General features: G+C 66.4%; 27 protein-coding genes and 1 riboswitch. Of the genes, 17 read left to right on the forward strand and 10 right to left on the reverse strand.

The features are described 5' to 3' along the window. Positions 1-27 precede the first annotated feature (27 nt). The 3 genes from ACR65J_RS08085 to ACR65J_RS08095 form a co-directional block, all read right to left on the reverse strand. The gene (locus tag ACR65J_RS08085; protein ID WP_440167653.1) at positions 28-1653 is read right to left on the reverse strand and encodes a DUF4389 domain-containing protein; all 1626 of its coding nucleotides are present in this window, start codon (positions 1651-1653) and stop codon (positions 28-30) included. 62 nt (positions 1654-1715) lie between these two features. After that, positions 1716-2582 (reverse strand): universal stress protein, encoded by an 867-nt coding sequence (locus ACR65J_RS08090; protein WP_440167654.1) that lies wholly within the window; start codon positions 2580-2582, stop codon positions 1716-1718. A 98-nt stretch (positions 2583-2680) separates the two neighbouring features. Then, positions 2681-3835: an AI-2E family transporter gene (locus tag ACR65J_RS08095; protein WP_440167656.1), complete on the reverse strand. Its 1155-nt coding sequence runs from the start codon at positions 3833-3835 to the stop codon at positions 2681-2683. Between the two features lie 239 nt (positions 3836-4074). Between ACR65J_RS08095 and ACR65J_RS08100 the strand changes: the two genes are divergently transcribed. From ACR65J_RS08100 to ACR65J_RS08115, 4 genes are read left to right on the forward strand one after another with little or no spacing between them, the layout of a single operon-like run. Beyond that, entirely contained in the window at positions 4075-4506 is a 432-nt protein-coding gene (locus ACR65J_RS08100) for a hypothetical protein (protein ID WP_440167657.1), read from the forward strand. A 51-nt stretch (positions 4507-4557) separates the two neighbouring features. Then, entirely contained in the window at positions 4558-5082 is a 525-nt protein-coding gene (locus tag ACR65J_RS08105; RefSeq protein ID WP_440167658.1) for a mycothiol transferase, read from the forward strand. After that, positions 5075-6022 carry a ribonuclease Z gene (locus ACR65J_RS08110; protein ID WP_440167659.1) on the forward strand — a complete coding sequence of 316 codons (948 nt, stop codon included), beginning with the start codon at positions 5075-5077 and terminating at the stop codon, positions 6020-6022. Before ACR65J_RS08105 ends, ACR65J_RS08110 begins: the two co-directional genes overlap by 8 nt. After that, the gene (locus tag ACR65J_RS08115; RefSeq protein ID WP_440167661.1) at positions 6006-7478 is read left to right on the forward strand and encodes a protein adenylyltransferase SelO; all 1473 of its coding nucleotides are present in this window, start codon (positions 6006-6008) and stop codon (positions 7476-7478) included. Before ACR65J_RS08110 ends, ACR65J_RS08115 begins: the two co-directional genes overlap by 17 nt. 110 nt (positions 7479-7588) lie before the next feature. Here ACR65J_RS08115 and ACR65J_RS08120 read toward each other — a convergent pair whose 3' ends face one another. Further along, entirely contained in the window at positions 7589-8434 is an 846-nt protein-coding gene (locus tag ACR65J_RS08120; protein WP_440167663.1) for a LysM peptidoglycan-binding domain-containing protein, read from the reverse strand. 3 nt (positions 8435-8437) lie between these two features. Then, positions 8438-8609, reverse strand: a riboswitch (cyclic di-AMP (ydaO/yuaA leader). A 365-nt stretch (positions 8610-8974) separates the two neighbouring features. Between ACR65J_RS08120 and ACR65J_RS08125 the strand changes: the two genes are divergently transcribed. From ACR65J_RS08125 to ACR65J_RS08135, 3 genes are read left to right on the forward strand one after another with little or no spacing between them, the layout of a single operon-like run. Next, on the forward strand, positions 8975-9334 hold the full coding sequence (locus tag ACR65J_RS08125; RefSeq protein ID WP_440167664.1) for a TraR/DksA family transcriptional regulator: 360 nt from the start codon (positions 8975-8977) through the stop codon (positions 9332-9334). Beyond that, positions 9331-9885, forward strand: a complete 555-nt coding sequence (locus ACR65J_RS08130; protein WP_440168008.1) for a DNA alkylation repair protein — start codon at positions 9331-9333, stop codon at positions 9883-9885. The genes ACR65J_RS08125 and ACR65J_RS08130 overlap by 4 nt, the downstream gene beginning before the upstream one ends. Further along, positions 9882-10328: a DUF1810 domain-containing protein gene (locus ACR65J_RS08135; RefSeq protein ID WP_440167665.1), complete on the forward strand. Its 447-nt coding sequence runs from the start codon at positions 9882-9884 to the stop codon at positions 10326-10328. The genes ACR65J_RS08130 and ACR65J_RS08135 overlap by 4 nt, the downstream gene beginning before the upstream one ends. Positions 10329-10361: 33 nt before the next feature. On the opposite strand, the gene ACR65J_RS08140 is transcribed toward ACR65J_RS08135, so the two are convergent. Together ACR65J_RS08140 and ACR65J_RS08145 are read right to left on the reverse strand one after the other, a co-directional pair. Next, entirely contained in the window at positions 10362-11255 is an 894-nt protein-coding gene (locus ACR65J_RS08140) for a glucose 1-dehydrogenase (protein WP_440167666.1), read from the reverse strand. Between the two features lie 155 nt (positions 11256-11410). Then, positions 11411-11917 carry a metallophosphoesterase family protein gene (locus ACR65J_RS08145; RefSeq protein WP_440167668.1) on the reverse strand — a complete coding sequence of 169 codons (507 nt, stop codon included), beginning with the start codon at positions 11915-11917 and terminating at the stop codon, positions 11411-11413. Positions 11918-11990: 73 nt separating this feature from the next. On the opposite strand from ACR65J_RS08145, the gene ACR65J_RS08150 reads away from it, so the two are divergent. After that, on the forward strand, positions 11991-12182 hold the full coding sequence (locus ACR65J_RS08150) for a DUF1918 domain-containing protein (protein ID WP_440167669.1): 192 nt from the start codon (positions 11991-11993) through the stop codon (positions 12180-12182). A 40-nt stretch (positions 12183-12222) separates the two neighbouring features. Further along, a complete protein-coding gene (locus ACR65J_RS08155; protein WP_440167670.1) occupies positions 12223-12738 on the forward strand; it encodes an NUDIX domain-containing protein in 516 nt (171 codons plus the stop codon). Between the two features lie 31 nt (positions 12739-12769). On the opposite strand, the gene ACR65J_RS08160 is transcribed toward ACR65J_RS08155, so the two are convergent. Next, positions 12770-13447 (reverse strand): endonuclease/exonuclease/phosphatase family protein, encoded by a 678-nt coding sequence (locus tag ACR65J_RS08160; protein WP_440167672.1) that lies wholly within the window; start codon positions 13445-13447, stop codon positions 12770-12772. 161 nt (positions 13448-13608) lie between these two features. Between ACR65J_RS08160 and ACR65J_RS08165 the strand changes: the two genes are divergently transcribed. The 4 genes from ACR65J_RS08165 to ACR65J_RS08180 all read left to right on the forward strand — a co-directional run bounded on the left by ACR65J_RS08165 (position 13609) and on the right by ACR65J_RS08180 (position 17671). Continuing rightward, positions 13609-14412 (forward strand): thioesterase family protein, encoded by an 804-nt coding sequence (locus tag ACR65J_RS08165; protein WP_440167673.1) that lies wholly within the window; start codon positions 13609-13611, stop codon positions 14410-14412. A gap of 128 nt (positions 14413-14540) precedes the next feature. Next, complete coding sequence (locus tag ACR65J_RS08170; RefSeq protein WP_440167675.1) at positions 14541-15080, forward strand: PadR family transcriptional regulator; 540 nt, start codon at positions 14541-14543, stop codon at positions 15078-15080. Between the two features lie 5 nt (positions 15081-15085). Further along, the gene (locus ACR65J_RS08175; RefSeq protein ID WP_440167677.1) at positions 15086-16798 is read left to right on the forward strand and encodes an ABC1 kinase family protein; all 1713 of its coding nucleotides are present in this window, start codon (positions 15086-15088) and stop codon (positions 16796-16798) included. Positions 16799-16921: 123 nt separating this feature from the next. Beyond that, positions 16922-17671, forward strand: coding sequence for a lipoate--protein ligase family protein (locus ACR65J_RS08180; RefSeq protein WP_440167679.1), 750 nt, complete (start codon positions 16922-16924; stop codon positions 17669-17671). 27 nt (positions 17672-17698) lie between these two features. Here ACR65J_RS08180 and ACR65J_RS08185 read toward each other — a convergent pair whose 3' ends face one another. Beyond that, positions 17699-17956, reverse strand: a complete 258-nt coding sequence (locus ACR65J_RS08185) for a mycoredoxin (RefSeq protein WP_141941622.1) — start codon at positions 17954-17956, stop codon at positions 17699-17701. A 133-nt stretch (positions 17957-18089) separates the two neighbouring features. Here ACR65J_RS08185 and ACR65J_RS08190 point away from each other — a divergent pair, with 133 nt between their 5' ends. Further along, entirely contained in the window at positions 18090-18851 is a 762-nt protein-coding gene (locus tag ACR65J_RS08190; protein ID WP_440167680.1) for an SOS response-associated peptidase, read from the forward strand. 25 nt (positions 18852-18876) lie between these two features. Here ACR65J_RS08190 and ACR65J_RS08195 read toward each other — a convergent pair whose 3' ends face one another. Further along, a complete protein-coding gene (locus ACR65J_RS08195) occupies positions 18877-19299 on the reverse strand; it encodes a VOC family protein (protein WP_440167682.1) in 423 nt (140 codons plus the stop codon). Between the two features lie 16 nt (positions 19300-19315). Between ACR65J_RS08195 and ACR65J_RS08200 the strand changes: the two genes are divergently transcribed. Further along, positions 19316-19639, forward strand: coding sequence for a chorismate mutase (locus tag ACR65J_RS08200; protein ID WP_159631877.1), 324 nt, complete (start codon positions 19316-19318; stop codon positions 19637-19639). A gap of 6 nt (positions 19640-19645) precedes the next feature. Here the strand turns inward: ACR65J_RS08200 and ACR65J_RS08205 are convergent, their stop codons facing one another. Continuing rightward, positions 19646-20035 carry a hypothetical protein gene (locus ACR65J_RS08205; protein WP_440167684.1) on the reverse strand — a complete coding sequence of 130 codons (390 nt, stop codon included), beginning with the start codon at positions 20033-20035 and terminating at the stop codon, positions 19646-19648. A 132-nt stretch (positions 20036-20167) separates the two neighbouring features. On the opposite strand from ACR65J_RS08205, the gene ACR65J_RS08210 reads away from it, so the two are divergent. Further along, on the forward strand, positions 20168-20518 hold the full coding sequence (locus ACR65J_RS08210; RefSeq protein WP_440167686.1) for a DUF6504 family protein: 351 nt from the start codon (positions 20168-20170) through the stop codon (positions 20516-20518). A gap of 10 nt (positions 20519-20528) precedes the next feature. After that, positions 20529-24044 (forward strand): DNA polymerase III subunit alpha, encoded by a 3516-nt coding sequence (locus ACR65J_RS08215; protein WP_440168009.1) that lies wholly within the window; start codon positions 20529-20531, stop codon positions 24042-24044. The last annotated feature ends 71 nt before the right edge of the window (positions 24045-24115 follow it).

The raw sequence follows: 24115 nt of genomic DNA on the forward strand, positions 1-24115 counted from the left end.
GGCGTGCGGCGGGGCTAGGGCCGAAGGTCATGGCGCGCCGGCGGGTGGAACGCCTGCCGCCGGGACGGGCTCTCCTGGCCACCCCGGCTCCATGGCGCCCTGGTCCAGCCGGAACGGCGGATATTCGTCCCGCATCAGGGCGGTGTACACCAGGACGCGGTAGATCCAGCGGTTGATGCCCAGGATGAAATCGAACAGCGGGCGCTGGTAGCGGCCGGTGAACAGCAGGATCACGGCCGCGATCAGGACCAGCAGGCCCAGCAGGGACGGTCCGGATGCCCGTTCGTAAGTGGCGCCGATGACGTTGTCGTCTCCCTGCCACCGCCACACGGTTCCCGTGCTTCCTGCGAAGGCAGCAACCAGGAGCAGGTGCGGGATGGACAGGAGCCACCATTTCACCAGGACCAGCCCGCGTGAGAGCCGCTGCGGGTAGTCCACGTCAAAATCGGCCGGGTAATTGGCGCGCTTGAGCGTAAATGGCGGGTAGAGGTCAGTGCCTACGGCGGCGTAGGCGTAGAACGCGACACGCCAGTTCCACCGCAGGACGCCCACGTTGAAGTCGAAGAGTGCCCGCGGGTACCGGCCGGTGAAGAGGATGGCGAATCCCGCCACGATGGTGGTGATGGCGAACGCGAACCAGAGGAAGAAGAGCAGGATGAAATGCGGGATGGCCAGGAACCACTTGACCAGCCACATCCAGCGTGACAGGCCGGGATCGAGGTCGCCAAGGAGCCGTGAGGGGTAGCCGGGGCGCCCTCCAGCCACCATGGCGGTTGGCTGCGGCGGCGAAACAGCTTCTGGGACGGCCCCGGCCCCCGGATAGCCGGCTCCTGGATAGGCGGTTCCCGGGTACGCCGCTCCCGGGTACGCCGCTCCCGGGTACGCCGCTCCCGAAGAGGGCGGCGCGCCCGTCCCCGGTCCGCCCACCGGGGGACCGCCCGTCCCCGTACTGCCGCCCGCAGGGCCGCCCGCCGGGGACGCGGCGTGCCGGCCCAGGCCCGCAGCCCCAAAAATAATGAGGGGAATGCCGATCAGCAGGGCAATGATCCCTCCCACCAACAGGCCCGTGGCTGCCGGCTGGATCAGGTCCGAACGGAAGCCGGCCTGCGCCTGGACATCAACTCCGGAGGAGGCATCGGCGTTCATGACCACCACTTCCCAGGTACCCGGCGTGATGTTCCAGGTGAGCTCCTGCTGTCCCGCGCCTGACACTGAAGCGGTCCAGAAGCGCTGGTCCGCCGGTGGCGATGCCGGATTGCCGCCCGGTACGTCCCGGTATTCGGCACGGAACGGCCGCTGGCGGATGTTGAGCAGCTCGGAGTGGTGCACACCTGACAGGTACTGTTCGACGTCGGCCTGCGGGCCGATGCCGATGAACACCGGTTTGTCCGGGGTCACTGATTCAACGCGCAGCCGCAGGGTGCCGACGTCGAAGGGCAGCCTGCCGGGAACATCCTCGCCAATGGCGTCCGCCCGTGGCGAGGTCAGGGCGAAGGAACTGACGGAGAAGCGCGATGTGCCCGACGTCAGGTACCCGTCCCCTTGGACTGTTCCGACTGCTGACGCCACGGCTCCGCCCGCCAACGCGGCCAGGCCAGGGAGCGTTATCAGGATCCCGAGGATCAGCAGGATGATGGCTGCGGGCTTCTTCATGGCTTTGAACCTTCCGCGGGGAGGCGGGGCGGGGCGGTGGGAGGGGCGGCAGGTGCGGCTGCCTAGATGGCGTTCGTGGCGGCCTGGGTCCGGGTGATGATGGTGGGGCAGGGCAGGTGCTTCAGGACGCCGTGGGCGGTGGAACCGAGCAGGAGGCGTTTGAAGGCGCCCCGGCCCCGGCTGCCAACCACCAGGAGCCGGGCGCCTGCGGCGGCGTCGACGAGGGCGTCCACGGGGCCTTTGTCAGTTTCCAGCCGCTGGTGCACGGTGAGGTCTGGATAGTCTTCCTTCAGCCCTGCCACGGTTTCGGAGAGGACAACCCGGTCCTCATCCACGATGAGGTCCGCGAGCGCGCCCGGCGTCAATCCGGCGTCGATGATGGGGTCCGGCACGCTGACGGCGTACACCACCGTGAGTTCATCTCCTTCACGGTCAGCTTCGGCGGCTGCGAAGGCAACGGCCTGGGTGGCCTCGGGTGACCCGTCGACGCCCACCACCACTCCTGACCGGCCCTCGAGGTCCTGGGTTCCAACGACGGCGACAGGTACTTTGGCGGCGGTGGCCACCTGCAGTGCGCGGTCGGCAAGGGCGCCGCCGAGATGGCCGCTTCCGGAACCAATGACCATCATCGAGGTCTTCTTGGAGTACTTGGCCAGGGAACCGCCGACACTTCCGGTGAGCAGTTCCGTGGCGGGGGTGACTGGAACGGACCCCTCCAGGCGGCCGGCCGCGGTTTTGAGGAGTTCCTCGCCCGCCTGCTGGAGTGTTCCGAACCACGGATAGGGCTCGGCAACCCAGCGGTCGTCCACCACATGGAGGACCACGAGAGGCAGGCCGGCCCGGTGGGCGCGGCGGGCTGCCCACAGGACCGCGGCCTGGCTTTGGGCGGAGTCGTTGGTGCCCACACCTATGGGTTTCTGGGATGTCATGGCCGCACTTCCTGCTCGTCGTGAACTGGTTTTCCTGCCTTTCAAGACTGGCCCGGGTTCCGGCGGCCCTGTAGGGCCAAAAGTCACGGAAGCGCTGTTCAGGCGCTTTTACGCCCCCGGTTCGGCCGGAGCAAGGGGCCTGGTCCAGGGGTGTCCCTTCCCGCGAGGGTCTTGTAGATGGTCCAGCCGACGGCGGTGAGCGGCACCGCCAGCAGCGCACCGATGACGCCCGCCAGGGTGGCCCCCGCGGCCAGGGCGAGGATGATGACCAGTCCGTGGATCCGAAGGACCCGGCCCATGAACAGGGGCTGGAGGATGTGGTGCTCAAACTGGTTTGCGGCCACCAGGATCACCAGGACAATGAGCGCGGTAACCGGACCGTTTTCCACCAGGGCCACCAGCACGGCGAGGCTGCCGGCGGTGGTTGCACCGATGATGGGAATGAAGCCGCCCAGGAAGACCACCGCGGCCAGCGGAACTGCCAGGGGGACCCGCAGGACCAGGAGCCCGATCAGGACAAGCACGGCATCAATGGCGGCGATGATGAGCGTCCCGCGGACGTAACCGCCCAGCACCACTATGCTGCGTTCAGCCGCGAGCCGCGCCTTGCCCTGGCGGGTTGCGGGGAGGAATCCGATCAGGAAGGACCGGATCTTCTCGCCGTCTTTGAGGAAGAAGAACAGGATGACGGCCGTCAGGACTGAACCGGCCGCAATCTCTCCGGCAGTCCTCAGCCCTGTCAGCGCGTCCGCACCCAGGCTGCCGCCTGCAAGGAATTTCTGGAACTCGCTGCGGGCGGCATTGATCTGGTCGTTTGTCAGCGCCACGGGACCGGTGGTGATGAATTGCTGCAGTTGGCCGACTCCTGCTTCAGCCCGCGCTGCCAGGACGGAGGCCTGCTGCCTGACCAGTGCGATGATGCCTCCCACGACGCCGGCCGCTACTGCCAGGATCAGCAGGAAAGACGACAGGACGGCCAGCGCGCGGGGCCACCCCCGGGCCGCCAGCCAGCGGACCGCGGGAGCCATCGCCGAGGCCAGGATCATCGCCACTAGAACCGGGATGGTGACCAGCGGAACCCGGGTGGCCGCCGTCACCACTGCCCAGGCGAGCGCCAGCAGGGAGAGCGTCTGGACCGCCCGTATGCTTGCCCGGCCCAGGCCGTCGGTCAAAAGGAGGGACATTCTTCCCGCCAGGGACCGGGGACCGGACGGTTCTGCCGCCCCGCCGTTCGCGGGGACATTGCGTTCCATGGATTTTCTCCTTGCCTGCCGCTCGAAGCCGGCTCGAACAGCACGTCTTTGCGGTCTCTGTTACCCCTTATAGTGCGCGCTGGTTATGGTGCGCACTGGACTTCTGATTTTCCGCGATGAATAACGTCAGCGGTGGTCAGCCGGGAAATCGCAGAATGCTTGGTCAAGGTTCACATTCACCGCGCTTCGTCAGTATGCTTACTAATATCTGTCCAACGGCCAACGAGAAAGGCACCATCATGACTGAACAGAACGTCCCCGACGATGAGCTGGAAGTTGTGGAGCAGGAAGACGTGCTTCTCGACGAGACTCCCGGCGCAGCATCGTCCCTGGAACTGGACCCCGTATCGGGGGAGCCGGACAGCTACCCTGGCGCCGCCGAAAACAACCCCGACCGCTGGCAGGAGGACCCGTTGCTGCAGGATGAAGCCCTCTCCGGTGAAGAGGAAGACTTCCTGAGCGACCAGACCTTGCGGGACGAAACCGCCGAGGCGCGGTACCGCTCCGGTGATGAGCAGGTGCCTCCGGACGCCCCTACTCTGGGCGAAGCCGCAGCGGATGTCGATTTTGGCGAAGCCCCCACCGGCCTCGAGGCGGACGCCAGCGACGACGAGGAAAACTTTGGCGGCTCGCCGCTCAGTGAGTTCGAGCCTGACGACCTGGAACGCTAGCAACCCTGCCGGCCGGGCCGGACTGGCCCGGCCGGCAGGGGAGGGAGACCCATGCAATCCAAAGAACTGCTGCTGGAGGCCTTTGACCGGATCCCGGGCCTGGTACGGCAGGTGCTCGACGGGCTCGACCCCGCGCGGCTGCAGCACCGTCCGGCCGGCAACGGCAACTCCATCGCGTGGTTGATCTGGCACACCGGGCGGGTGGAGGATGCGCAGGTTGCGTCCGCTGCGGGCCTCGAACAGGTCTGGACGGCGGAAGGGTTCGTTAATAGGTTCGGCCTTCAGCTGGGGGAGCGTGACACGGGCTACGGGCACTCCAGTGAGCAGGTGGACGCCGTCAGGGCGCCCCGCGAACTCCTGCAGGAGTACTACGAGGCCGTGCACCGGCAGACCGTGAAGGTCCTGGACGACGTCGACGATCCGGGCCTGGACCGCGTGGTGGACAGGCACTGGAATCCGCCGGTCACACTTGGTGTACGGCTGGTCAGTATCCTGGGGGACTGCCTTCAGCACGTCGGCCAGGCCGCATACGCCAAGGGGCTGCATTCCGGGACGGCAGATACCAGCGGTGCGTGAACTGGTGGTGCTGGGCACCGCCTCCCAGGTACCCACCCGGACCCGGAACCACAACGGGTACTTCCTGCGCTGGGACGGCGAGGGCCTGCTTTTCGATCCCGGCGAGGGCACCCAGCGCCAGATGATCCACGCCGGGGTGGCGGCCAGCCACATCACCAGGATCTGCCTCACCCACGTGCACGGAGACCATTGCTACGGCCTGCCCGGGGTCTTGTCCAGGATGGCCCTTGACGGTGTGGCCCACCCTGTCCATTTGCACTATCCGGCGTCCGGTGACCCGGTGGTCCGCGCCCTTGTGGCGGTCAGCTCACCCGGCATCGACCTGCGGCTCCACCCGCATTCCGGCACCGGTCCCGTGGCGGAGGGCCTGGAGGTCCGGCCCTTGAAACACCGCATCGAGACGCACGGCTACCTGCTTACAGAGCCTGACGGACGCACCTTCCTGCCGGAGCGGCTCCGGGCGGCAGGAATCGGAGGCCCGGACGTGGGAAGGCTGCAGCGCGATGGCGTCCTCGGGGCAGTCAGGCTGGAAGACGTGAGCATTCCCAGGCCGGGCCAGCGCTTCGCCTTCATCATGGACACCGCGCCGTGCCCGGGCGCCGAGGAATTGGCAGACGGGGCAGACCTGCTGGTTGCCGAGTCAACGTTCAGTGACGACGACGGCGGTTTGGCGCATCAATACCTGCACCTTACCGCCGGGCAGGCCGGAGAGTTGGCCGCGTCCGGCAGGGCACGCACCTTGGTGCTTACCCACTTCTCGTCACGGTACGGGGACGACGTCCTGCTGCTGGCGGAGCAGGCGCGGGCCCGGGCTCCAGGGGTTACCGTTATCACTGCCCGCGACCTGCAGCGGATCCCGGTTCCGCGGCGCCGGCAACCGGCACGGGAGGCATCAGTCCGCACTACGGCGATAGGGTTAAACCATGACGGCAGCAGCTGAATCCACGGTCACGTTCGGTGGCCTTTTTGCCCGGGAACTGGCCGAACTTGCCGTCCCGTGGCAGGCCGAGGAAGCACCCAGCCCCGCGCTCCTCGTCCTGAATGACAAGCTGGCCATGGACCTGGGCCTTGACCCGCAATACCTGCGCAGCCCTGAGGGGGTGCGGCTCCTGGTGGGAAACCACGTTCCCGCCGGGGCCACCCCCGTGGCGCAGGCGTACGCCGGACACCAGTTCGGCGGCTACTCACCCCTGCTCGGTGACGGACGTGCCCTGCTGTTGGGGGAGGTTACGGACCATAACGGCCGCCTCCTGGACGTCCACCTCAAAGGCTCGGGGCGCACGCCTTTCGCCCGTGCCGGGGACGGCCGTGCCGTCGTCGGGCCCATGCTGCGTGAATACATCGTCAGTGAGGCCATGCACTCACTGCACATTCCCACCACCCGTTCGCTCGCCGTCGTGGCCACCGGGCGGCAGGTCCGGCGCGATGACATGCTGCCCGGCGCTGTCCTGGCGCGGGTGGCAAGCAGCCACCTTCGCGTAGGCAGCTTCCAGTACGCGCGGGCAACCGAAAATGCGGACCTTCTGAAACGGCTGGCGGACCACGCCATCAGCAGGCACTACCCGCGCGCCGCTGACGCCGCCAACCCCTACCTGGCACTGTTTGGTTCTGTCGTCTCCGCCCAGGCGGAGCTGGTGGCCCGGTGGATGCTGGTGGGATTCGTGCACGGGGTCATGAACACGGACAACATGACCATCTCCGGGGAAACCATCGATTATGGTCCGTGCGCGTTCATGGACGCCTTTAATCCGGAGGCCGTCTACAGCTCCATCGACGTCGGCGGGCGCTATGCCTACGCCAACCAACCAGTCCTGGCCGAATGGAACCTGGCCCGGCTCGCCGAGGCCATGCTGCCGCTCATCGATGAGGACCAGGAGAAGGCGGTTGCCCCGGCGGTGGAGGTGCTGCGTGGTTTCCGCGGTCAATACAGCCGGGCATGGACCAGCGGAATGACAGCCAAGCTGGGCCTGAAGAGCGGCGGGGGAACCGGCGATGAAGCCGCTGCTTCCTCTCTGGTGGACGATGCCATCGGCATCCTGAAAGACGGTCCCGTGGACTACACCCTGTTCTTCCGAAACCTGGGGAAGGCAGCCCGTGGGGAACTGCGCCCCGTGCGCGCCATGGTCCTTGACCTGGCCGCGTTCGATGCGTGGCTGGAACGGTGGCAGGCGCTCCAGCCTGACCCGGAGCTGATGGACAGCGTAAACCCCGCGTACATTCCCCGGAACAACCTTGTGGAGGAGGCGCTGTCCGCTGCCACTGGCGGAGACATGGGTCCGCTGCAGCAGCTGCTGGAGGCGGTCACTGATCCTTTCAGCGAACGGCCCGGGCTGGAACGCTACATGCAGGGCCCGCCCGAGGACTTCGGCAGCTACATGACCTTCTGCGGGACCTGACCGCGGCGGGACGCCGCTCAGCAAAACGGCAGGAGGGTGGCAGCCGGGTTTCCCGGCTGCCACCCTCCTGCTTCAGTCGGCGCCGCTAAGCGCGCCGGACAATGCGACGACTAGGCGACGCGTACTGCGGAGTAGCCGCCGAGCCAGCTGATGGAGTGCACTTGCGTATCGAAGCCGTTGACGCCGCCGCTAACAACCTGGCCGTTGCCCGCGTAAACGCCCACGTGGCCGGAGGTGATGATCAGGTCGCCGGGAGCGGGAGAGCCTACAACGGTGCCGTACTGGAAGAACTGGGTGGGGGCAAGGTCGCCCACGGACTTGCCGACGGAACGCAGCGCCTTTTCAACCATGGCAGTGCAGTCCTGCTTGACGCCCACCTGGCCGTAGGCCGAGGCGAGGATCGCTGCGCCGGTGCCCGTACCGGTGGTTGATGCCACGGGGGTAGCGGAAGCGTAGGACATGTTCATGCCGGTGTTCGCCGGTGCGGTGGCGGCTGCGGCCTGCACGGGGGCCGCTGCGGGTGCGGGTGCCGGAGCTGCGGTGTAGCCTGCACCGGGGATCTGGATCTGGTCGCCCGGGTAGATGACCGAGGACAGTCCCAGGCCGTTGGCCGACAGGACGTCGTTCAGGCCTGCGCCGTAGGCCGCAGCGATAGCGCCAAGGGTGTCGCCCGAAACCACGGTGTGGACAGTCGCGGCCGCTGCGGCGGGGGCTGCAGCAGGGGCAACGGGTGCGGAGGCGGCCTGGACGGTGGTCTGCTCAGTGGTGTCCGGGGCGGTTACACCTGCGTGGGCCGGGGCGCCGACTCCGAAGGCAATGCCGGACGCTGCAGCAACGGCGAGCGCCGGGCGGCCCAGCGAGCGGGCCTGGGACTTGGCTGTGACGGCGAGGCCCTCGAGCACAATGGAGCGGGCCGGAGTCGCGCGGTGACGGGCTGAAATGGAATTTTTTGACACGGTTGATCGCCTCTCCCATGCCTGCGGGGTGAGCTGTCGGGTTCGGGCTGGAGATACCCGGCCGGAAGCAGCTCCGCGATGAGCGGAGGGACTTTCGACTTAACCCCTAGGCCAACATGTGGCCGTGGAAACTTGGTTCCCCCGTCCCTGCCAACTGGAGCGGTTGGATCCCATGATCAGCGGCAGGGCTCGGCATGCTGACGGGAATGTCCCGTCTGAGAGGGACACCAGACGACCATAACCCACCCTCAACGCCATTGTCACATTTAGATAACATACGAGGTCCTTCTCTCGAATTGCGCAAACGTCTGGACGTTACCCCGGTTCCCGGGCCGACCTCGGCTGATACTTCACCTTCCTGCCTGGTAACAAAGCGGACACGAAATTCTGTTTCATCCTGAGCGCGTGGCGGTCGGCTTCGGGACTGGGCCCCTGTTTGTGACCATCGCAACCCGTTGCCGCTACGCTCCCACGTGCCCGCCTGGAACCACCCGGTATCCCTGAACCGGCACCGGCTGACTCACGCGTTAGGCTGTCTCCATGCAGGATTTCGAACGGTTCCGTGCGCTGCTCGAAGAGGAGCGGGCGCGGCGCCTGGCACTGTTGCCGGCACTGCGGGCGGACATCGAGGCTGCGAACTCGGCGCGCCAGGATTCCAATGTCGACGACGAGCACGATCCCGAGGGCGCCACCATCGCCTTCGAACTCTCGCAGGCCTCCGCGCTCCTGAAACAAAGTTCGGCGGGCCTGGACCAGATTGAAGCGGCCCTTGCCCGGCTGGCGGCGGGATCCTATGGAACCTGTGCCGTGTGCGGGGAGCCTATCGCCGAGGGAAGGCTGGAAGCCCGGCCGTGGACCCCGTTCTGCATCCTGCACGCGGCGTCCGGGCGCGGGCGATGACGGGTGCGGCGGACGTGGTGTCCGCGGCGGCGGATTTCGTGGACCGTACGCTGCAGAACGAGGGCACCTGGTACCATGCGGACGACGTCGGGGCACGGCTGGAAGGGATGCTGGCCTCTTATGGTTCGTCTGTGGGGGCCGTCCGCGGGACTGTCCGTGATGCGCTGCGGAAATTCAAGGACCTGGACCATGACGGCACGGTCATGCTGGCCTCCGCTTTATGGGGTCAGCCGAGGCCCGGTTCCCGGCCGGTGTTCGAGCGCCGCCTGGCAGCGGTGGTGCTCCTGCAGACAAGGGTGCAGTTGCTCCGGCATTCTGACTTGACCCGCCTGGAGGGCTTCCTTCGCTCCGCACAGGCAGTGGAGCTGGCCGAGCCCCTTCTCGCCGACGTCCTGGTCCCATTGCTGGCGGGGCTGGGGGAGCGTGAACGGCAACGGGCGGGCGTTGTCCTGGCACGGTGGCAGGAAGACCCGGATCCCCGGCTGCGGGCGGCGGCCCTTGCCCTTGAAAAGGACTTGCCCATTGGAAACGTACCGAGGAGATCTCCATGAATGAGCCGTTTGACCTTGAGCGTTTTGTTGCTGCCCAAAACACCGGTGGAACGTATGAGCAGGCGCTGGGTGAGCTGCAGGTCGGCAGGAAGTCCGGACACTGGATGTGGTTCGTCTTCCCGCAGATCGCCGGGCTGGGGCAGAGTGCCACGTCCAGAAAGTACGCCATTTCCTCCCTGGCGGAGGCCCGCGCCTATCTGGACCATGAAGTGCTGGGCCCGCGGCTCCTGGAGTGCGCGCTGGTCCTGGCAAACCACGCCGACCAGTCCGCCGAAGAGATCTTCGGCGGCATCGACGCCAAGAAGCTCCGCTCCTCAATGACACTGTTTCTCCGGGCGGCGCCCGGAGAAACAGTGTTCAAGACCGTCCTGGCCCAGTTCTTCAATGGAGAGCCGGACCCGGCCACTGACGAGCTCCTGGCCGGCCAGGACGCGGCCGGCTGACCGCCGGCTGTTGTCCGGGGAGCCCGGGGCGCGCTACGGCGTGGGGCTGCCGCCATTGACGTTCAGCGTCTCACCCACCACGTAGCTGGACTCTGGCGAGGCCAGGAAGACGTAGGCAGGGGCGAGCTCGGCAGGCTGGCCCGCCCGGCCCAGGGGAGTGGACTGGCCGAACTCCGGCAGCTCCTCCTTGGGCTGGCCGCTGCTGACCTGCAGGGGCGTCCAGATGGGGCCCGGCGCCACGGCGTTCACCCGGATTCCCTTGGGCGCCAGCTGCTGGGCCAATCCCTTGGTGAAGTTGTTGATGCTGGCCTTGGTGGTGGCGTAGTCCACCAGGGTGGGGGACGGGTTGTAGGCCTGGATGGACGTGGTGTTGATGATGGTCGAGCCGGCCGGCATATGCGGCACCGCGGCCTTGGTCACCCAGAACATGGCGTAGACGTTGGTCTTCAGGGTGTGGTCGAACTGCTCGTCACTGATGTCCTGCAGGTCCTCCTGAGCAACCTGTTTCCCTGCGTTGTTGACCAGGATGTCAACCCCGCCCAGGACCGCCACTGCCGTGTCCACCAGGTCCCGGCATGCCGCGGAGTCCTTGAGGTCGCCCGGTACCTTGACGGCCTTGCGGCCGGCCGCCTCAATGATTCCGGCAATGCGGGAGGCATCCTCCTCTTCCTGCGGCAGGTAGGAAAGCACGACGTCGGCGCCCTCCCTGGCGAAGGCGATCGCCGTTGCCGCCCCGATGCCTGAGTCCGCGCCGGTCACGATGGCCCGGCGGCCTTCCAGCCGCCCGGTGCCCCGGTAGGTCTCTTCGCCCAGGTCCGCCTTGGGCGAAAGCTCCGCATCGAGGCCCGGCTCCGGCTGGTGCTGCTTGGGCGGGGAGATCTTTTCGTAGGCCGTCACGGCATTACGGAAGGTGTACTGGTCAGTCATGGTGGTACTCCTGTTCGTGCGGGACAGGGGCGGGTGCATCGCCCGTATTTTGAAGCAGCCCGCGGTCGACGAAAGGCAACCGCCAAAAAACTAAGCATGCTTACGGTTCCTAGCCTAGGCAAAAGCTCCCCGCCCTGCCAAGCCGTTCCGTGCTGTCAGTCGCGGTGGACCTCCACCAGCCGCACGTCCGCCAGGTGGCCGCCGTCGACAACGGCCTCCATGTAGGTGCAGGCCGGCTGGCGGCGGCGGTCGGTGGGCGACCCCGGATTCAGCAGCCGCAGCCCGCTGGGTGACACCGTGTCCCAGGGGATGTGGCTGTGGCCGAACACCAGGACGTCAGCGTCGGAGTACAGCGCCTCGCACCGCAGTTCACGGCCCTTCGCCTGGCCGGTCTCGTGGACCATGGCAAAGCGGACACCATCCAGGACTGCGGTGGCAGTCGCGGGCAGCCGCCGGCGCAGTTCGGGGCCGTCATTGTTGCCAAAGACGGCCACCAGGCGCCTGCTCCGGTGTTCGAACTCGTCCAGCAGTGCCGGCTCCACCCAGTCACCCGCGTGGAACACCACGTCCGCGTGTTCGACGGCGTCCCACACCTGCGCGGGCAAGCTCCTGGCCCGTTTCGGGACGTGGGTATCGGCGATCAGGACCAGATTCATTGGCATACCCGAATCCTGCCACGGAGCCCTGTTCCTGTGCGGCGGGGAGTCGTACTCTGGGGGCTGGGAGGTGATTGCCATGGAGGCAGCCCAAGGCGACCGCATCGTGGTGCACGGGAGGACGGTAGGTTCCTCCGACCGGCACGGGGTGATCCTGGAGGTCCGTGGCGAGGGCGGAAGCCCGCCCTACGTTGTCCGCTTTGACGACGGGCACGAAACCGTCATGTATCCCGGCGGCGATTTCGCCGTCGACCACGCACACAACACCTGACAGGCCTGCAACTGGCCGCGTCACCTGTCAGACTGGAGCAATGGATCAATTTCCGGCCGCCGGCATGTCCTCCACTCCACCGCAGCGCACAGGTCCCCGCGACCCGGGCGACGCGTGGGTGGAGGGGGACCGCGGCCGGTACTGGGGCCGGTTCGGCGCGGCCGGCGTCCTTGCCTGGGACCCCGCCAAAGGCGTGCTCCTGCAGCACCGTGCGGTCTGGAGCCACAACGGCGGAACCTGGGGCCTGCCCGGCGGCGCCCTGCACCAGGGCGAGGAAGCAGTTGACGGCGCCCTCCGCGAAGCCTACGAGGAGGCAGCCGTCCCGTCGGAGAGCGTGGAAGTGCTGTTCACCTCCGTCCTGGACCACGGCTACTGGTCCTACACCACCGTGGTGGTGCGGGTACGGAACTCCTTCGAGCCGGTGATCAGCGACCCCGAAAGCATTGCCCTGCTCTGGATCCCGGTGGCAGAGGTGGAAGCCCTGGACCTGCACCCCGGTTTCGCGGCGGCCTGGCCGGACCTGCTGGCACAGCTGGACACCGACGAACCCTGGTAGGCCGGCGCCGGCCTCCTCGGGGAGCCTCCAGCTAGTAGCCCTCGCCGTATTCGGCGGTCACCAGGATGGGCAGGTGGTCCGAATTCCCGCGCGGCAGCGTTTCCACGCTGGCGATGTCCAGGCCCAGTGACGTGGCGAAGTCAAAGTGGCCCTTGAACACCTTGTACCTGGTGTAGGTCCGCCGGTTGCTCAGGGAGAGGGCGTACCCGGAGTTCTTCATGTGCATGTCCAGGTTCTTGGTGAAGAACGGGTAATTGAAGTCGCCCACCATCAGGGTCATCAGGCCCTTGCCCATGCTCAGCAGTTCCGCGTGGGCTGCATGGATCTGCTTCCGCCGCAGCGAGTTCGACGCCGTCAGCGGGGCCGCATGGAACGAACCGATCACCAGCTCGTGCTGCGTTTCGGTGTCCATCACCCTGGTGCCGATAAGCCGCTCATGGGCCGGGGCCAGGACCCGGTCGTGCATGGATTTCTTCAGCGCGAAGGACTGCGTGTCCAGTGCGGTGAAACGGCTGGTGCGGTAGTAGATGGCCAGGCCCAGCCGGTTGCCCTTGGTGGCATCCGCCAGGTGCAGCGGACCCAGCGTTTCCGGGAGGTCGCTGGCGTCCACTTCCTGGAGGCACAGCGCATCGATGTCATGGTTCCGGGCCAGGGCGAGGAGCTCGCCACTGGCGTTGTGCTTGCGGAGGTTGTAGCTGATGACGCGCATGAAACACCTCTTTTGAGGGTTGCTGACAGGACCAGTTCCTTACTCTAGTCCGGTTGGCGCCTGCACCCTCCTACATTTCGTTGCCCGCGCCGCCGCGCCGTGCCGTGTGGGCGGGGGATAGAGTTAGTGGCAATTCACTGAATTTCCGTAAGGGGCCAGCCTTGACTGCAGACATGCCTGAACTCGCCGAAGGCAATTTCTACTACCAGGACCTGGGCGGCGGACGGTTCCGCTCCACCATCCACGCGCAGGGCGCCTGGAACGTCCACGAACAGCACATGGCCCCGGCGTCGGGCCTCATGGCAGATGTCCTTGAACGGCACCAGCCGCGGGAAGACATGCGGATGGCCCGCATCAGCTACGAGATCCTTGGACTGATTCCGGGCGGGGAGTTCCGGATCGAGACCACCACGCTGCGGCCCGGCAGGACCATCGAACTGGTGCAGGCGGAACTGGTGGCCGGCGGCCGCACCGCCATCCGCGCGGCCGGGTGGCGCATGCTGACCAGTGACACCGCTGAAGTTGCCGCCGTCGAGGATGCAGCGATTCCGGGGCCGGATGAGTGCAAGCCGTACGACGGCGCCGCCGTCTGGCCCGGTGGCTACATCCGCTCCCTTGAGATGAGGGTGGCCGAGGGGCACCGCCCCGGGGCCGGCAAAGTGTGGCTGCGCACGGAGCACCCACTGACCGACCGCGCCGACAGCGGCGACCTGGCGCGGCTCATGGGCCTGGTGGACACGGCCAACGGCATCGCCGCCCGGGTTCCGCCGGGGAAGGGCAGCTACGCGTTTCCCAACCTGGACCTGCAGATCCACATGTACCGCAGGCCCCGGGGGGAATGGCTGGGGCTGGACAACGCGGTGTCGTTCGGCAGCGACGGCATCGGGCTGACCTCCACCGTGCTGCACGACTGGCAGGGACCGTTCGGCCGGGCTGAACAGATCCTGACCCTCCGAAAGTCCTGACCCTGCGCAAGTCCTGACGCTGCAACCAGTCCCGACCCTGCGCGAATCCTCACCCCATGCGACTCTGGTGCGGGCATGTATCGCTGAGTATCGTTGTATATCGTTCGCGATTGACGAAGGAGTTCATCATGCGTGCTTCATACCCTGCTGGCGGCTTCGGCGGGAACAACCTGGACGGCATGTGGCAAGCCGTCGAGGAGCTGCGTTCCCGGTTTGAAAAGCGGGCGGGAACCCGCGCCGGGAAAGGTGAGGTGCGGACGGCGGTACTGGCCTTGCTGGCTGAGCGGCCCATGCACGGCTACCAGATCATCCGTGAGATCGAGGAGCGCAGCGGCGGCAGCTGGAAGCCGAGCGCAGGTTCGGTCTACCCCACACTGCAGCTGCTGGCGGACGAAGGATCGATCACCGCCGAGGAATCGAACGGCCGCAAAATCTACTCGCTGACCGAGGCCGGCCGGGAGGAAGTGGCGGCGCACCATGGCGCTGCGCCATGGGATCCGGCGGCCACGGCGGCCGGTGGCTTTGCGTCCCTCCCCAAGGCCGGGATCGAGCTGGCCCAGGCCGCCGCGATGGTGGGCCGTACGGGGTCCCAGGAGCAGGTGCACCAGGCAGCAGCGGTGCTGGACGAGGCCCGCCGCCGCCTGTACGCCATCCTCGCCCAGGACTGAACCGGGTGGCGTCCACGGTCCAGGACAGGGCCGATGCCCCGCTGCCCCTGCGGGAGCACCGCGGGCGCTACCGGCGGATCCTGCGCTTCGCCGCATGGAACCTGGCCGCCACGTGGTGGTTCGAACTGTTCCTGCCGCGCATAGGACTTGCCCGGGTGGCCGCCCGGACGCGTTCACGGCGGATGCAGCGCTTTGCCCAGCGGTTCCATGACCTGGCCGTGGAGCTCGGCGGCCTCATGATCAAGGTGGGCCAGTTCCTGTCCTCCCGGCTCGATGTCCTTCCGCCGGAGATCACCAAAGAGCTGGAGGGGCTGCAGGATGAGGTGCCGCCCGTCGACTTCCCGGCCATCTCCGCCCTGGCCGCCCGGGAGCTGGGAACGCCCCTGGAGCGCGTCTTCGCCGCCCTGGACCCCACGCCCATAGCCGCCGCTTCCCTGGGCCAGGCCCACCGGGGACGCCTGAATGCCTTTGACGCCGGGGACACCGGACTGGACGCCGTGGTCCTGAAAGTCCAGCGTCCGGGCATCGGCGGGATTGTCGACGTCGACCTTGCCGCCCTGCGCAGGGTTGCCGGCTGGCTCAGCCACATCCGGCTCGTTTCCCGCCGCGCCGACATGCCGGCGCTGGTTGAGGAATTCGCGCAAATCAGCCTGCTGGAAATCGACTACCTGCACGAGGCACTCAATGCCGAGCGCTTCGCTGCGGATTTCGCCGGCGACGGCCGCGTGGAAGTCCCGGGCGTGGTGTGGGAACGGACCACCCGCCGTGTTCTCACCCTGGAGGATGTCACGGCCATCAAGATCACTGACGTCCGGGCGCTCCGTGCCGCCGGCATTGATCCCGCCGCGGTTGCACCGGTGTTCGCGGCCATCATGTTCGACCAGCTCTTTACCAACGGCTTCTTCCATGCCGACCCCCATCCGGGGAACATCTTCGTCACTCCGGCCGCCCCAGGCAGCGGGGGACTGCCCTGGAAGCTGACGTTCATCGACTTCGGCATGATGGGCGAGGTAACAGCCTCCACGCGCAGCGGCCTGCGGAAACTGCTGATTGCGGCCGCCGCCCGGGACGGGAAGGGCCTGGTGGCCGCCATCAACGATGTGGGCGTCCTGATGCCATCGGCCGACAGCGCGGGCCTGGAGCGTGCCATGACGCAGCTCTTTGCCCGGTTCGGCGGCATGGGCTTTGCCGAGCTGCGCGAGGTGGACCCGCGCGAGTTCCGTGATTTTGCAGTGGAGTTCGGTGACGTGGTCCGGTCGCTGCCGTTCCAGCTGCCGGAGAACTTCCTCCTGATCATCCGTGCCATGTCCCTGACATCCGGGGTTTGCAGCGCCCTGGACGAGCGTTTCAACCTTTGGGATTCGGTGGAGCCCTACGCCGCGCAGCTGCTGCGGAACGAGCGGGGCAACGTGGTGCAGGACGTAGCCCGGCAGGCCATCGACGCCGCCGGTGTTGCCTTCCGCCTTCCCGGCCGGCTGGATGCCCTGGCCGGCAGGCTGGAGGAAGGGTCGCTGCAGGTTGCGGTCCCGCGGCTGGAGCGCCAGGCTGCACGGCTGGACCGGGCCGTCCGCCGCTCAGCGTCCGCCCTGGTCTTTGGTGCCGTGCTGCTCGCAGGGGCTGTTGTCCGCCCTGACGACCTCGTGCTGGGCAATGTGCTGATGACCGCATCGGCCGTGCCGCTGCTGCACGCCCTGTGGGTGGGGCGCCGGGGGCGTTAAGGCGGCTGCCGCCGTCGGGCGTACCCTAAGGGTGGCCTGCCCGTCCGCGGGCTGTGAACCCGCCGCCACGTAAGCCTGCCGGCGCTGAAACCTGCCGTCACTGAAAACAGGGAGCTTTGCAACATGCACCACACCGGTACCGGATCCAGCACGCTCACCGTGGTGCGGCAGGACGTGTCGCTGGGCGCGGGCCGCGACCTCGAGTTCGGCCTGGAGCTGCTGGCAAGGGCAAGGAACGGCGCCATCGGTCCCACCCTGCGGCTCTACCGGCCCGCACCCACCGTGGCGTTCGGGCAGCGGGACACCCGGCTGCCCGGCTTCGAGGCCGCAGCCCAGGCCTGCCGGGAGAACGGCTTCGAACCCTTGGTCCGGAGGGCGGGCGGACGCGCTGCCGCCTACCACCGGGGCACGCTGGTGGTGGACCACATCGAACCGGACACGGATGCCGTGGCCGGGTCCAAGGCCCGGTTCGGCTACTTTGGCGAGCTGTTTGCGCAGGCACTGCGGAGCGTCGGGGTGCAGGCGGCCGTGGGCGAAATCCCCGGTGAATACTGTCCCGGCGAATTCAGCGTCCATGGAACAGATCCGGCGGACAGCTCCCGGAAGGTGAAACTGGTGGGCACTGCCCAGAGGGTGGTCTCCGGCGGCTGGCTCTTCAGCTCGGTGATCGTGGTGGAGGACTCCGCCCCGATCCGCAAGGTTCTCACCGACAGCTACGCGGCGCTGGGCCTGGACTGGGATCCTGCCACCGCCGGCGCCGCCAACGACCTGGTGCCCGGCCTGGACGTCGCCGCCGTCGAGCAGGCCCTCCTTAAAACGTATGCGGGCCATGCCACCCTGGAAACTGCTTCCTTCAGCAGCCTGGGGGCATGACCCGCATCAGTTGCGCGGTGCGGCCGGTCAGGCAGCCAGGCGGCTCTTGACCTCGGCGGCGGACGGGTTGGTGGCGGCGGTGCCGTCGGGGAAGAGGACGGTGGGGACTGTGCGGTTGCCCCCATTGAGCTGCTCCACGAGTTCGGCCGTGCCGTCCACCTCTTCGATGTTGATTTCGGTGTAGCCGATGCCCTGTGCGTCCAGCTGCTTCTTCAGCCGGTTGCAGTAGCCGCACCAGGTGGTGGAAAACATGGTGATGGTGCCGGATTCGGGAGTGAAGTCCACAGGGATCTCCTAAACGTCGCTTGAAAGGTTTCCTTACTGTCAACCGTAGCGTGGCCGCCGGTATTCCCCGGTGCCGGGTGGCTGTTGAGGCGCCTGGATGACAGTTTGTGGCGCGCGGTGGCAAGCTGGTGCCATGTGTGGACGCTACGTAATGGCACGTGCCGTGGGGGACCTCCTGGCTGAGTTCGACGCCGAACTGGAAGAAGAGGTGAGCATCCCGCCGTCGTGGAACGTGGCACCCACTGACGCCGTCCCCATCGTGCTGGAGCGGCTGGTGGAGGACGTTGCCGCGCCACGGCAGGTGCGCCAGCTGCACGTGGCGCGCTGGGGCCTGGTCCCGTCCTGGGCAAAGGATCCCGGGATCGGTTCACGGATGATCAATGCCCGGAGCGAATCGGTGCTGGAAAAGCCGGCCTTCCGGAAGGCTGTGCAGTCCCGCCGCTGTGCCGTCCCGGCCGACGGCTACTACGAATGGAAGCAAGGTCCCGGGAAGTCGAAGCAGCCCTACTACGTGCACCCGAGTGCGGACCGGGGGCTGGTCTTCGCCGGCCTCTATGAGTGGTGGAAGGACCCGTCCGTGCCGGAGGGGGAGCCGGGACGCTGGCTGCTGTCCACCTCGATCCTCACGGCCGACACGCCTCCGCCCGGGACTGAATCCACGATCTTCGGGAAACTGACCGAGCTGCATGACAGGGTGCCGCTGCCCATGGACAAGGCCACGACGGAGGCCTGGCTGGACCCCCGGGCGGATGATGCCGCCGGACTCGTGGACCTGGTGAGGTCGGGGGTCAAGGACGCCGCCGCCGACTGGCAGGTCGAATCCGTGGGCAAGGAAGTAGGCAATGTCCGCAACAACGGCCCTGAACTGATCCGCCCGGTGGAAGCCCTGTTCTAGCAGCTGCCGCCAAGGCTGCTGCACGTCAGACGGTGACCCTGCCGGCGTCGTCCACTGCCCAGGTGGGGTTGTACGCCACTTCCCAGCGGAACCCGTCAGGGTCGGCAAAATACCCTGTATAGCCGCCCCACGCCTTGGTGACGGGCTCGGCAACGATGGCAGCACCCGCCGCAGCTGCCTGCTCCATGACGCTGTCCACTTCCTGCGGGCTTCCGAGGTTGTGGCTGAGCGTGATGCCGGGGACGCCGGCGGGAGGGCTGGTACCGGCTTCGGCCTGCATCTGGTGGATGTCCCAGAGGGAGAGCACAAGCCCGTGGTTCACCTGGATGAACAGGACTTCCCCGGCAACCTCGCGGTGGACGGGCCAGCCAAGGCCGTCAACGTAGAAGGCTCGCGAGGCCTCAACACTGCGGACACCGAGGGAGATAAAGTCGACTCTGGGCTCCATGCTTCGATACTGTCAGATGATGGCGACAATTCAAGGAAACGATAGGGATGCCCGGGCCGACAGGGAACAGCTCGCTGCCGTCCGGGTTGCTGTTGACGAGGTGGATGAGCAGATTGTCACCCTCATCGCCCGCCGTGAACGGCTGATCAGGATCGCCGGCACGCTGAAGGGTGATGACGCAGAGGTGCGTGCCCCCGGCCGGGTGGAGCGGATCATTGAACACGTGCGGGCCGCTGCCGAGAAAAAAGACATTGACCCGGACATCGTGGAGTCAACCTACCGGGCCATGATCTCCGCGTTCATTGAACTTGAACTGCGGATCCATAAAGAAAACAGCTGAGGAAGCTTAGGGCGCTTCCTCCACCGGCACCCCGTGCTGGAACTCCCGTCCGTCCGCCTCGCTGAAGGCGGACAGGACATGCCCCTGCCCGAGTCCGTTCAAGGCCGTCAGGGGAAAGCTGCCGGTGATGCTGTTCCCTGAATGGGAAACTCCGGACAGGTCGTAATCCTCTTCGATTCCCTGGTCCCGGTTGAACGAGTAGCAGGCAATGGCCTCCCCGTTCATGAACTCAATGCACAGCCGGCGCTGTGCCGAATAATCCGGCGAGGCTCCCATCAACCCCACCACGTAGGCGCCGGAAACCGGTATGGTGCCGTCGATATCGAACGTGGCAACCAGGGTGGAGTCCTGGGTCTTGATGCTGGCCTGCTTCAGGAGTGCGTCATCGGTACTCATGCCAACATCCTGCTCCCTGCCGCACGCCCCGTCCACCCCCGCCTATGTTTTGCTGCCAACCCGGCGTAGACTGGCTTTATTCGAACACATATTCGAATTCCTGCAATGGGGAGTATCGGTAGGGAGGTGCGCATGGGCATGTTCAGCGAGTCCGTTGACGTGGTGTGCTCCGCTGCCGGACAGCCGGAATCGCTGATATGGGCAGGGGCGTCCTACACCGTCTGCGCCGAACCAGTCCGGTGGTACGAACGCCGGCAATGGTGGGCGGAGGACAGCAGGGCCCCGCTGGGAAGCGGACAGGGCGTAGTGGACCACGAAATCTGGCGCGTCCAGGTCCTGCCGGCCCGGATGGCCTCCCGTCCCGCAGCGCCGGTAGAACCGGCCGGCGCAGAACCCCTCACCCTTGACCTGACGCGCCAGATCCGCAGCAACCGTTGGCGGCTGCTGCGGATCCATGACGCCCTCCGCCACAGAACTGCCTGACCAGACCAGCATGGGCTTTACCCACCTTCACGTTTCCACGGCGTTCAGCGCCCATTACGGCGTTTCATGGCCAGAGGAACTGGCCATGGCTGCCGCTGCCGACGGCGCCACGGCCCTTGCCTGCACCGACCGGGACGGCCTGTACGGCACCATCAAGCACCTCAAGGCCTGCATGGCTGCAGGCATCGACCCCATCGTGGGGGTGGACCTTGCAGTATTCGACGACGACGGCGACCACCGAACGCAGGTAGCAGGCAGGGTGGTGGTGCTGGCCCGAGGCCAAAACAACGGTGCCGGATACCGTGCGCTGTGCCGGCTGGTTTCCGACGCCCACGCCAGGACCTCGGGGAAAGCCGGCGGAGCGGTACCCGTTGCTGTCACCCGCGCCGAACTGGCTTCCCGCACCCTGGACCCCCAAACCCTTAAGCCGGTGCTCACCATACTGCTCGGCCCTGATTCAGATGTGGGCCGTGCCATGGGCGGACGGCGCTACCTGCGGCCCCGGACCCTGTTCAAGCAGTGGCTGGACGCAATGCCCGCCGGAACCGTGGTGGCGGAAATCGTCTCCCAGCTCAGCGCACCGGGTACCCCATTGAGCACGGCGCACGCTGTGCGCATGCTCAGGCTCGCCGAGGAACACCAGGTGCCGGCTGTCCTGGCCAATGCGGTGAGGTACTGCGCTGCGGACGGAGCACCAACCGCTGATGTCCTGGATTCTGCCCGGACATTGAAGTCCCTGCCCGAACTGGCAGGGGAACCACTGCTGCAACCCACCGGCCAGGGGTGGCTGAAAACCCCTGGGCAAATGCTGGCGCTTGGCAAGGAAATCATTTCCGCCGCCGGTTATGGTGCCGCAGACCTCAAGCAGCTGATGGCACAGACAGAAGCGCTCGCCGATCTCTGCCGGATTGACCCCACTACAGACATGGGATGGAAACAGCCAGTGGTGCCCGAAGCATCCGTTATCGGCATCACCCAGGATCCGCACGCTGAACTCATCCAGCGCTGCCATGCGGGAATCGGCAGGCGGTTCCCGGGAATCGGCGGCAAAGCGGAGAAGGACATGCTGGCCCGCCTGGACCATGAGTTGGGGATTATCAACAATCTGGGCTTCTCCTCCTACTTCCTGACCGTTGCGGAGGTATCCCGAATGATCCAGGACATGGGGGTCAGGGCGGCAGCCAGGGGGTCCGGAGCGTCCAGCCTGGTCAATTACCTGATCGACGTCAGCCATGTGAATCCCCTCCAGCACGACCTCATTTTCGAACGTTTTCTCTCCAATGACCGCGCCACCCTTCCAGACATCGATATCGACGTCGAAAGCGCTGAGCGCCATAACGTCTACCGCCGGATCTTCGAACGCTTCGGCTCTGAACGGGTCACCCTGATGAGCATGCAGAACGGGTACCGTGCCCGTGGTGCAGTGCGCGACGCCGGGCTGGCGCTGGGCATGGACGACGGCGAGGTGGGGGAGATCGCCAAACAGTTGTGGCGGTTCTCGGCGCGGAAATTCCGCGAAGCGCTGCAGGAAAAACCTGAACTGCGCGAGTTTGCCGGACGGGTAGAGCAACGCGACGCACATGGAAACCAGCAACTGGACCTGCTGGTGGACCTGACCGAACGGCTCGACCGGCTGCCCCGCCACATTTCCATGCACCCCTGCGGCGTCATCCTGGGTGATGCCACCCTCCTGGACCGTACACCGGTACAGCCAAGTGGGCTGGGCCTGCCCATGAGCCAGTTCGATAAACATGACATGGACTCCATGGGCATGCTCAAACTCGATGTCCTGGGTGTCCGCATGCAAAGCGCCATGGCTTTTGCGGTCAGGGAAATCATCAGGATCCACCCCTCCAAAGAAGAAGTGGTCAAGGCAGGGAACCACCCGGCTGGTCCGGAAGGTTCCGGCCCGGATTACATTGCCGCCAATGGCCAGATAGACCTCAACGCCGTCCCCCTTGACGACGAAGCAACCTATGAGCTGATCAGAAGCACGCACACCCTTGGCTGCTTCCAGATCGAATCCCCCGGACAGCGGGAACTGATCGGCAAGATGGCGCCGCGGGAGTTCAACGACCTCATCATCGATATTTCACTCTTCCGCCCGGGACCGATGAAGTCGGACATGGTCCGCCCCTTCCTGGAACACCGGCATGGGTTCGCCCCTGAGAGCTACCCGCACCCGGACCTCAAACCGGTGCTGCAGGAAACCCATGGGGTCACCGTCTTCCACGAGCAAATCCTGAAAACCCTTCACGTCATGACCGGCTGCGGTCTGGCCAAAGCCGACGAGTTCCGCCGGGCGCTCAGCAGCGAGGCCGGAGAAGCGCAGGTGGAGGAGTACTTCCGGCGCCACGCCAAAGCCAAGGGATACACCCCTGAGGTGGTGGACAAGGTCTGGGGGACGTTGAAGTCCTTTGCCAGCTTCGGTTTCTGCAAAGCCCACGGTGCGGCTTTCGCCGTCCCCACCTACCAGTCCGCCTGGCTCAAGACACACCACCCCGAAGCCTTCCTTGCAGGCCTTTGGGAGCACGACCCCGGTATGTACCCCAAACGGCTGCTGGTGGCCGAAGCGCGCCGGCTGGGCATTCCCATCCTTCCCCTGGACATCAACCGGAGCAAAGCCGAATACCGGGTGGAATGGATTGAATCAGGAAAGGACTCAGGGAAGCTGGGAATCCGGCTCAGCCTGAACGGGATCTACGGCCTGTCTGCTGCAGAACTGAAGCGGATCGTCGTCGGACAGCCTTACGATTCACTGGCGGATCTCCGGGCGCGCTCGCGGCTCAGTAAACCAAGCATCAGGCGCCTTGCGCAGTTGGGTGCTTTTGATTCCCTGCACCGCGAAGCCGGAGGCCCTGCCAACCGCGCGGACCTGGTGCACCATTTGCAGCAGCTTCAATCAGCCCATGGCGCGCGGAAAGGCGTGGAGGTCCTGGAGGGGCAGTTGTCCCTCCCCTTGGGTGACGTTGAACTGCGCAATATCAAACCTGGACTTCCCGCTCCAACAGTGGTGGAGAATGTCAGGGCGGAACTTGACCTCATGGCCATCGATGTCAGCACCCATCTGATGGACAGCCACCGGCCCCTGCTGGAAAGGCTCGGTGTCACCACCGCCGATAAGCTCCTCAACCTGCGCAACGGGACCGAAGTGCTGGTGGCAGGGGTGCGGGTGGCCACCCAGACTCCTCCCATGCGCGGCGGCAGGAGGGTGGTGTTCATCAGCATCGACGACGGCACCGGCTGCGTGGATTCGGTCTTCTTCCACGAGGCCCAGGAAAGCGCCGGGCCGCTCCTGTTTGGAACCCGCCTGCTGCTGATCCGCGGGACCACCCGAAGGACTGGTCCGCGGGGCATCAGCATCAGTGCGAGCATGGCGTGGGACCTGGCCCGGACGGAGAGCCTGCCCTTCCCGGAGTTCCCCCGGGAGTCCACGCCGGTGTTCAGCCCGGAGGCCTCCGGGGATGGTCCGCATCCCCTGGACGGCATCAGCAGGACGCTCGCGATCACCGGTTTCAACGGGTGACTGCTGTTCCCCTGCCCCCGTGTGCCGCGTTGGTCGGCCCTTACCTGAACCGATAGCATTGACGGTGGCTG

It is taken from the genome of Arthrobacter sp. SAFR-044, from assembly GCF_059414985.1.

Excerpts from the sequence above, each read along its gene's own strand:
- ACR65J_RS08085 (WP_440167653.1), bottom strand. The coding sequence starts at position 1,653 with ATGAAGAAGCCCGCAGCCATCATCCTGCTGATCCTCGGGATCCTGATA.
- ACR65J_RS08090 (WP_440167654.1), bottom strand. The coding sequence starts at position 2,582 with ATGACATCCCAGAAACCCATAGGTGTGGGCACCAACGACTCCGCCCAA.
- ACR65J_RS08095 (WP_440167656.1), bottom strand. The coding sequence starts at position 3,835 with ATGGAACGCAATGTCCCCGCGAACGGCGGGGCGGCAGAACCGTCCGGT.
- ACR65J_RS08100 (WP_440167657.1), top strand. The coding sequence starts at position 4,075 with ATGACTGAACAGAACGTCCCCGACGATGAGCTGGAAGTTGTGGAGCAG.
- ACR65J_RS08105 (WP_440167658.1), top strand. The coding sequence starts at position 4,558 with ATGCAATCCAAAGAACTGCTGCTGGAGGCCTTTGACCGGATCCCGGGC.
- ACR65J_RS08115 (WP_440167661.1), top strand. The coding sequence starts at position 6,006 with ATGACGGCAGCAGCTGAATCCACGGTCACGTTCGGTGGCCTTTTTGCC.
- ACR65J_RS08125 (WP_440167664.1), top strand. The coding sequence starts at position 8,975 with ATGCAGGATTTCGAACGGTTCCGTGCGCTGCTCGAAGAGGAGCGGGCG.
- ACR65J_RS08130 (WP_440168008.1), top strand. The coding sequence starts at position 9,331 with ATGACGGGTGCGGCGGACGTGGTGTCCGCGGCGGCGGATTTCGTGGAC.
- ACR65J_RS08135 (WP_440167665.1), top strand. The coding sequence starts at position 9,882 with ATGAATGAGCCGTTTGACCTTGAGCGTTTTGTTGCTGCCCAAAACACC.
- ACR65J_RS08140 (WP_440167666.1), bottom strand. The coding sequence starts at position 11,255 with ATGACTGACCAGTACACCTTCCGTAATGCCGTGACGGCCTACGAAAAG.
- ACR65J_RS08145 (WP_440167668.1), bottom strand. The coding sequence starts at position 11,917 with ATGCCAATGAATCTGGTCCTGATCGCCGATACCCACGTCCCGAAACGG.
- ACR65J_RS08150 (WP_440167669.1), top strand. The coding sequence starts at position 11,991 with ATGGAGGCAGCCCAAGGCGACCGCATCGTGGTGCACGGGAGGACGGTA.
- ACR65J_RS08155 (WP_440167670.1), top strand. The coding sequence starts at position 12,223 with ATGGATCAATTTCCGGCCGCCGGCATGTCCTCCACTCCACCGCAGCGC.
- ACR65J_RS08160 (WP_440167672.1), bottom strand. The coding sequence starts at position 13,447 with ATGCGCGTCATCAGCTACAACCTCCGCAAGCACAACGCCAGTGGCGAG.
- ACR65J_RS08170 (WP_440167675.1), top strand. The coding sequence starts at position 14,541 with ATGCGTGCTTCATACCCTGCTGGCGGCTTCGGCGGGAACAACCTGGAC.
- ACR65J_RS08180 (WP_440167679.1), top strand. The coding sequence starts at position 16,922 with ATGCACCACACCGGTACCGGATCCAGCACGCTCACCGTGGTGCGGCAG.
- ACR65J_RS08190 (WP_440167680.1), top strand. The coding sequence starts at position 18,090 with ATGTGTGGACGCTACGTAATGGCACGTGCCGTGGGGGACCTCCTGGCT.
- ACR65J_RS08195 (WP_440167682.1), bottom strand. The coding sequence starts at position 19,299 with ATGGAGCCCAGAGTCGACTTTATCTCCCTCGGTGTCCGCAGTGTTGAG.
- ACR65J_RS08200 (WP_159631877.1), top strand. The coding sequence starts at position 19,316 with ATGATGGCGACAATTCAAGGAAACGATAGGGATGCCCGGGCCGACAGG.
- ACR65J_RS08205 (WP_440167684.1), bottom strand. The coding sequence starts at position 20,035 with ATGAGTACCGATGACGCACTCCTGAAGCAGGCCAGCATCAAGACCCAG.
- ACR65J_RS08210 (WP_440167686.1), top strand. The coding sequence starts at position 20,168 with ATGGGCATGTTCAGCGAGTCCGTTGACGTGGTGTGCTCCGCTGCCGGA.
- ACR65J_RS08215 (WP_440168009.1), top strand. The coding sequence starts at position 20,529 with ATGGGCTTTACCCACCTTCACGTTTCCACGGCGTTCAGCGCCCATTAC.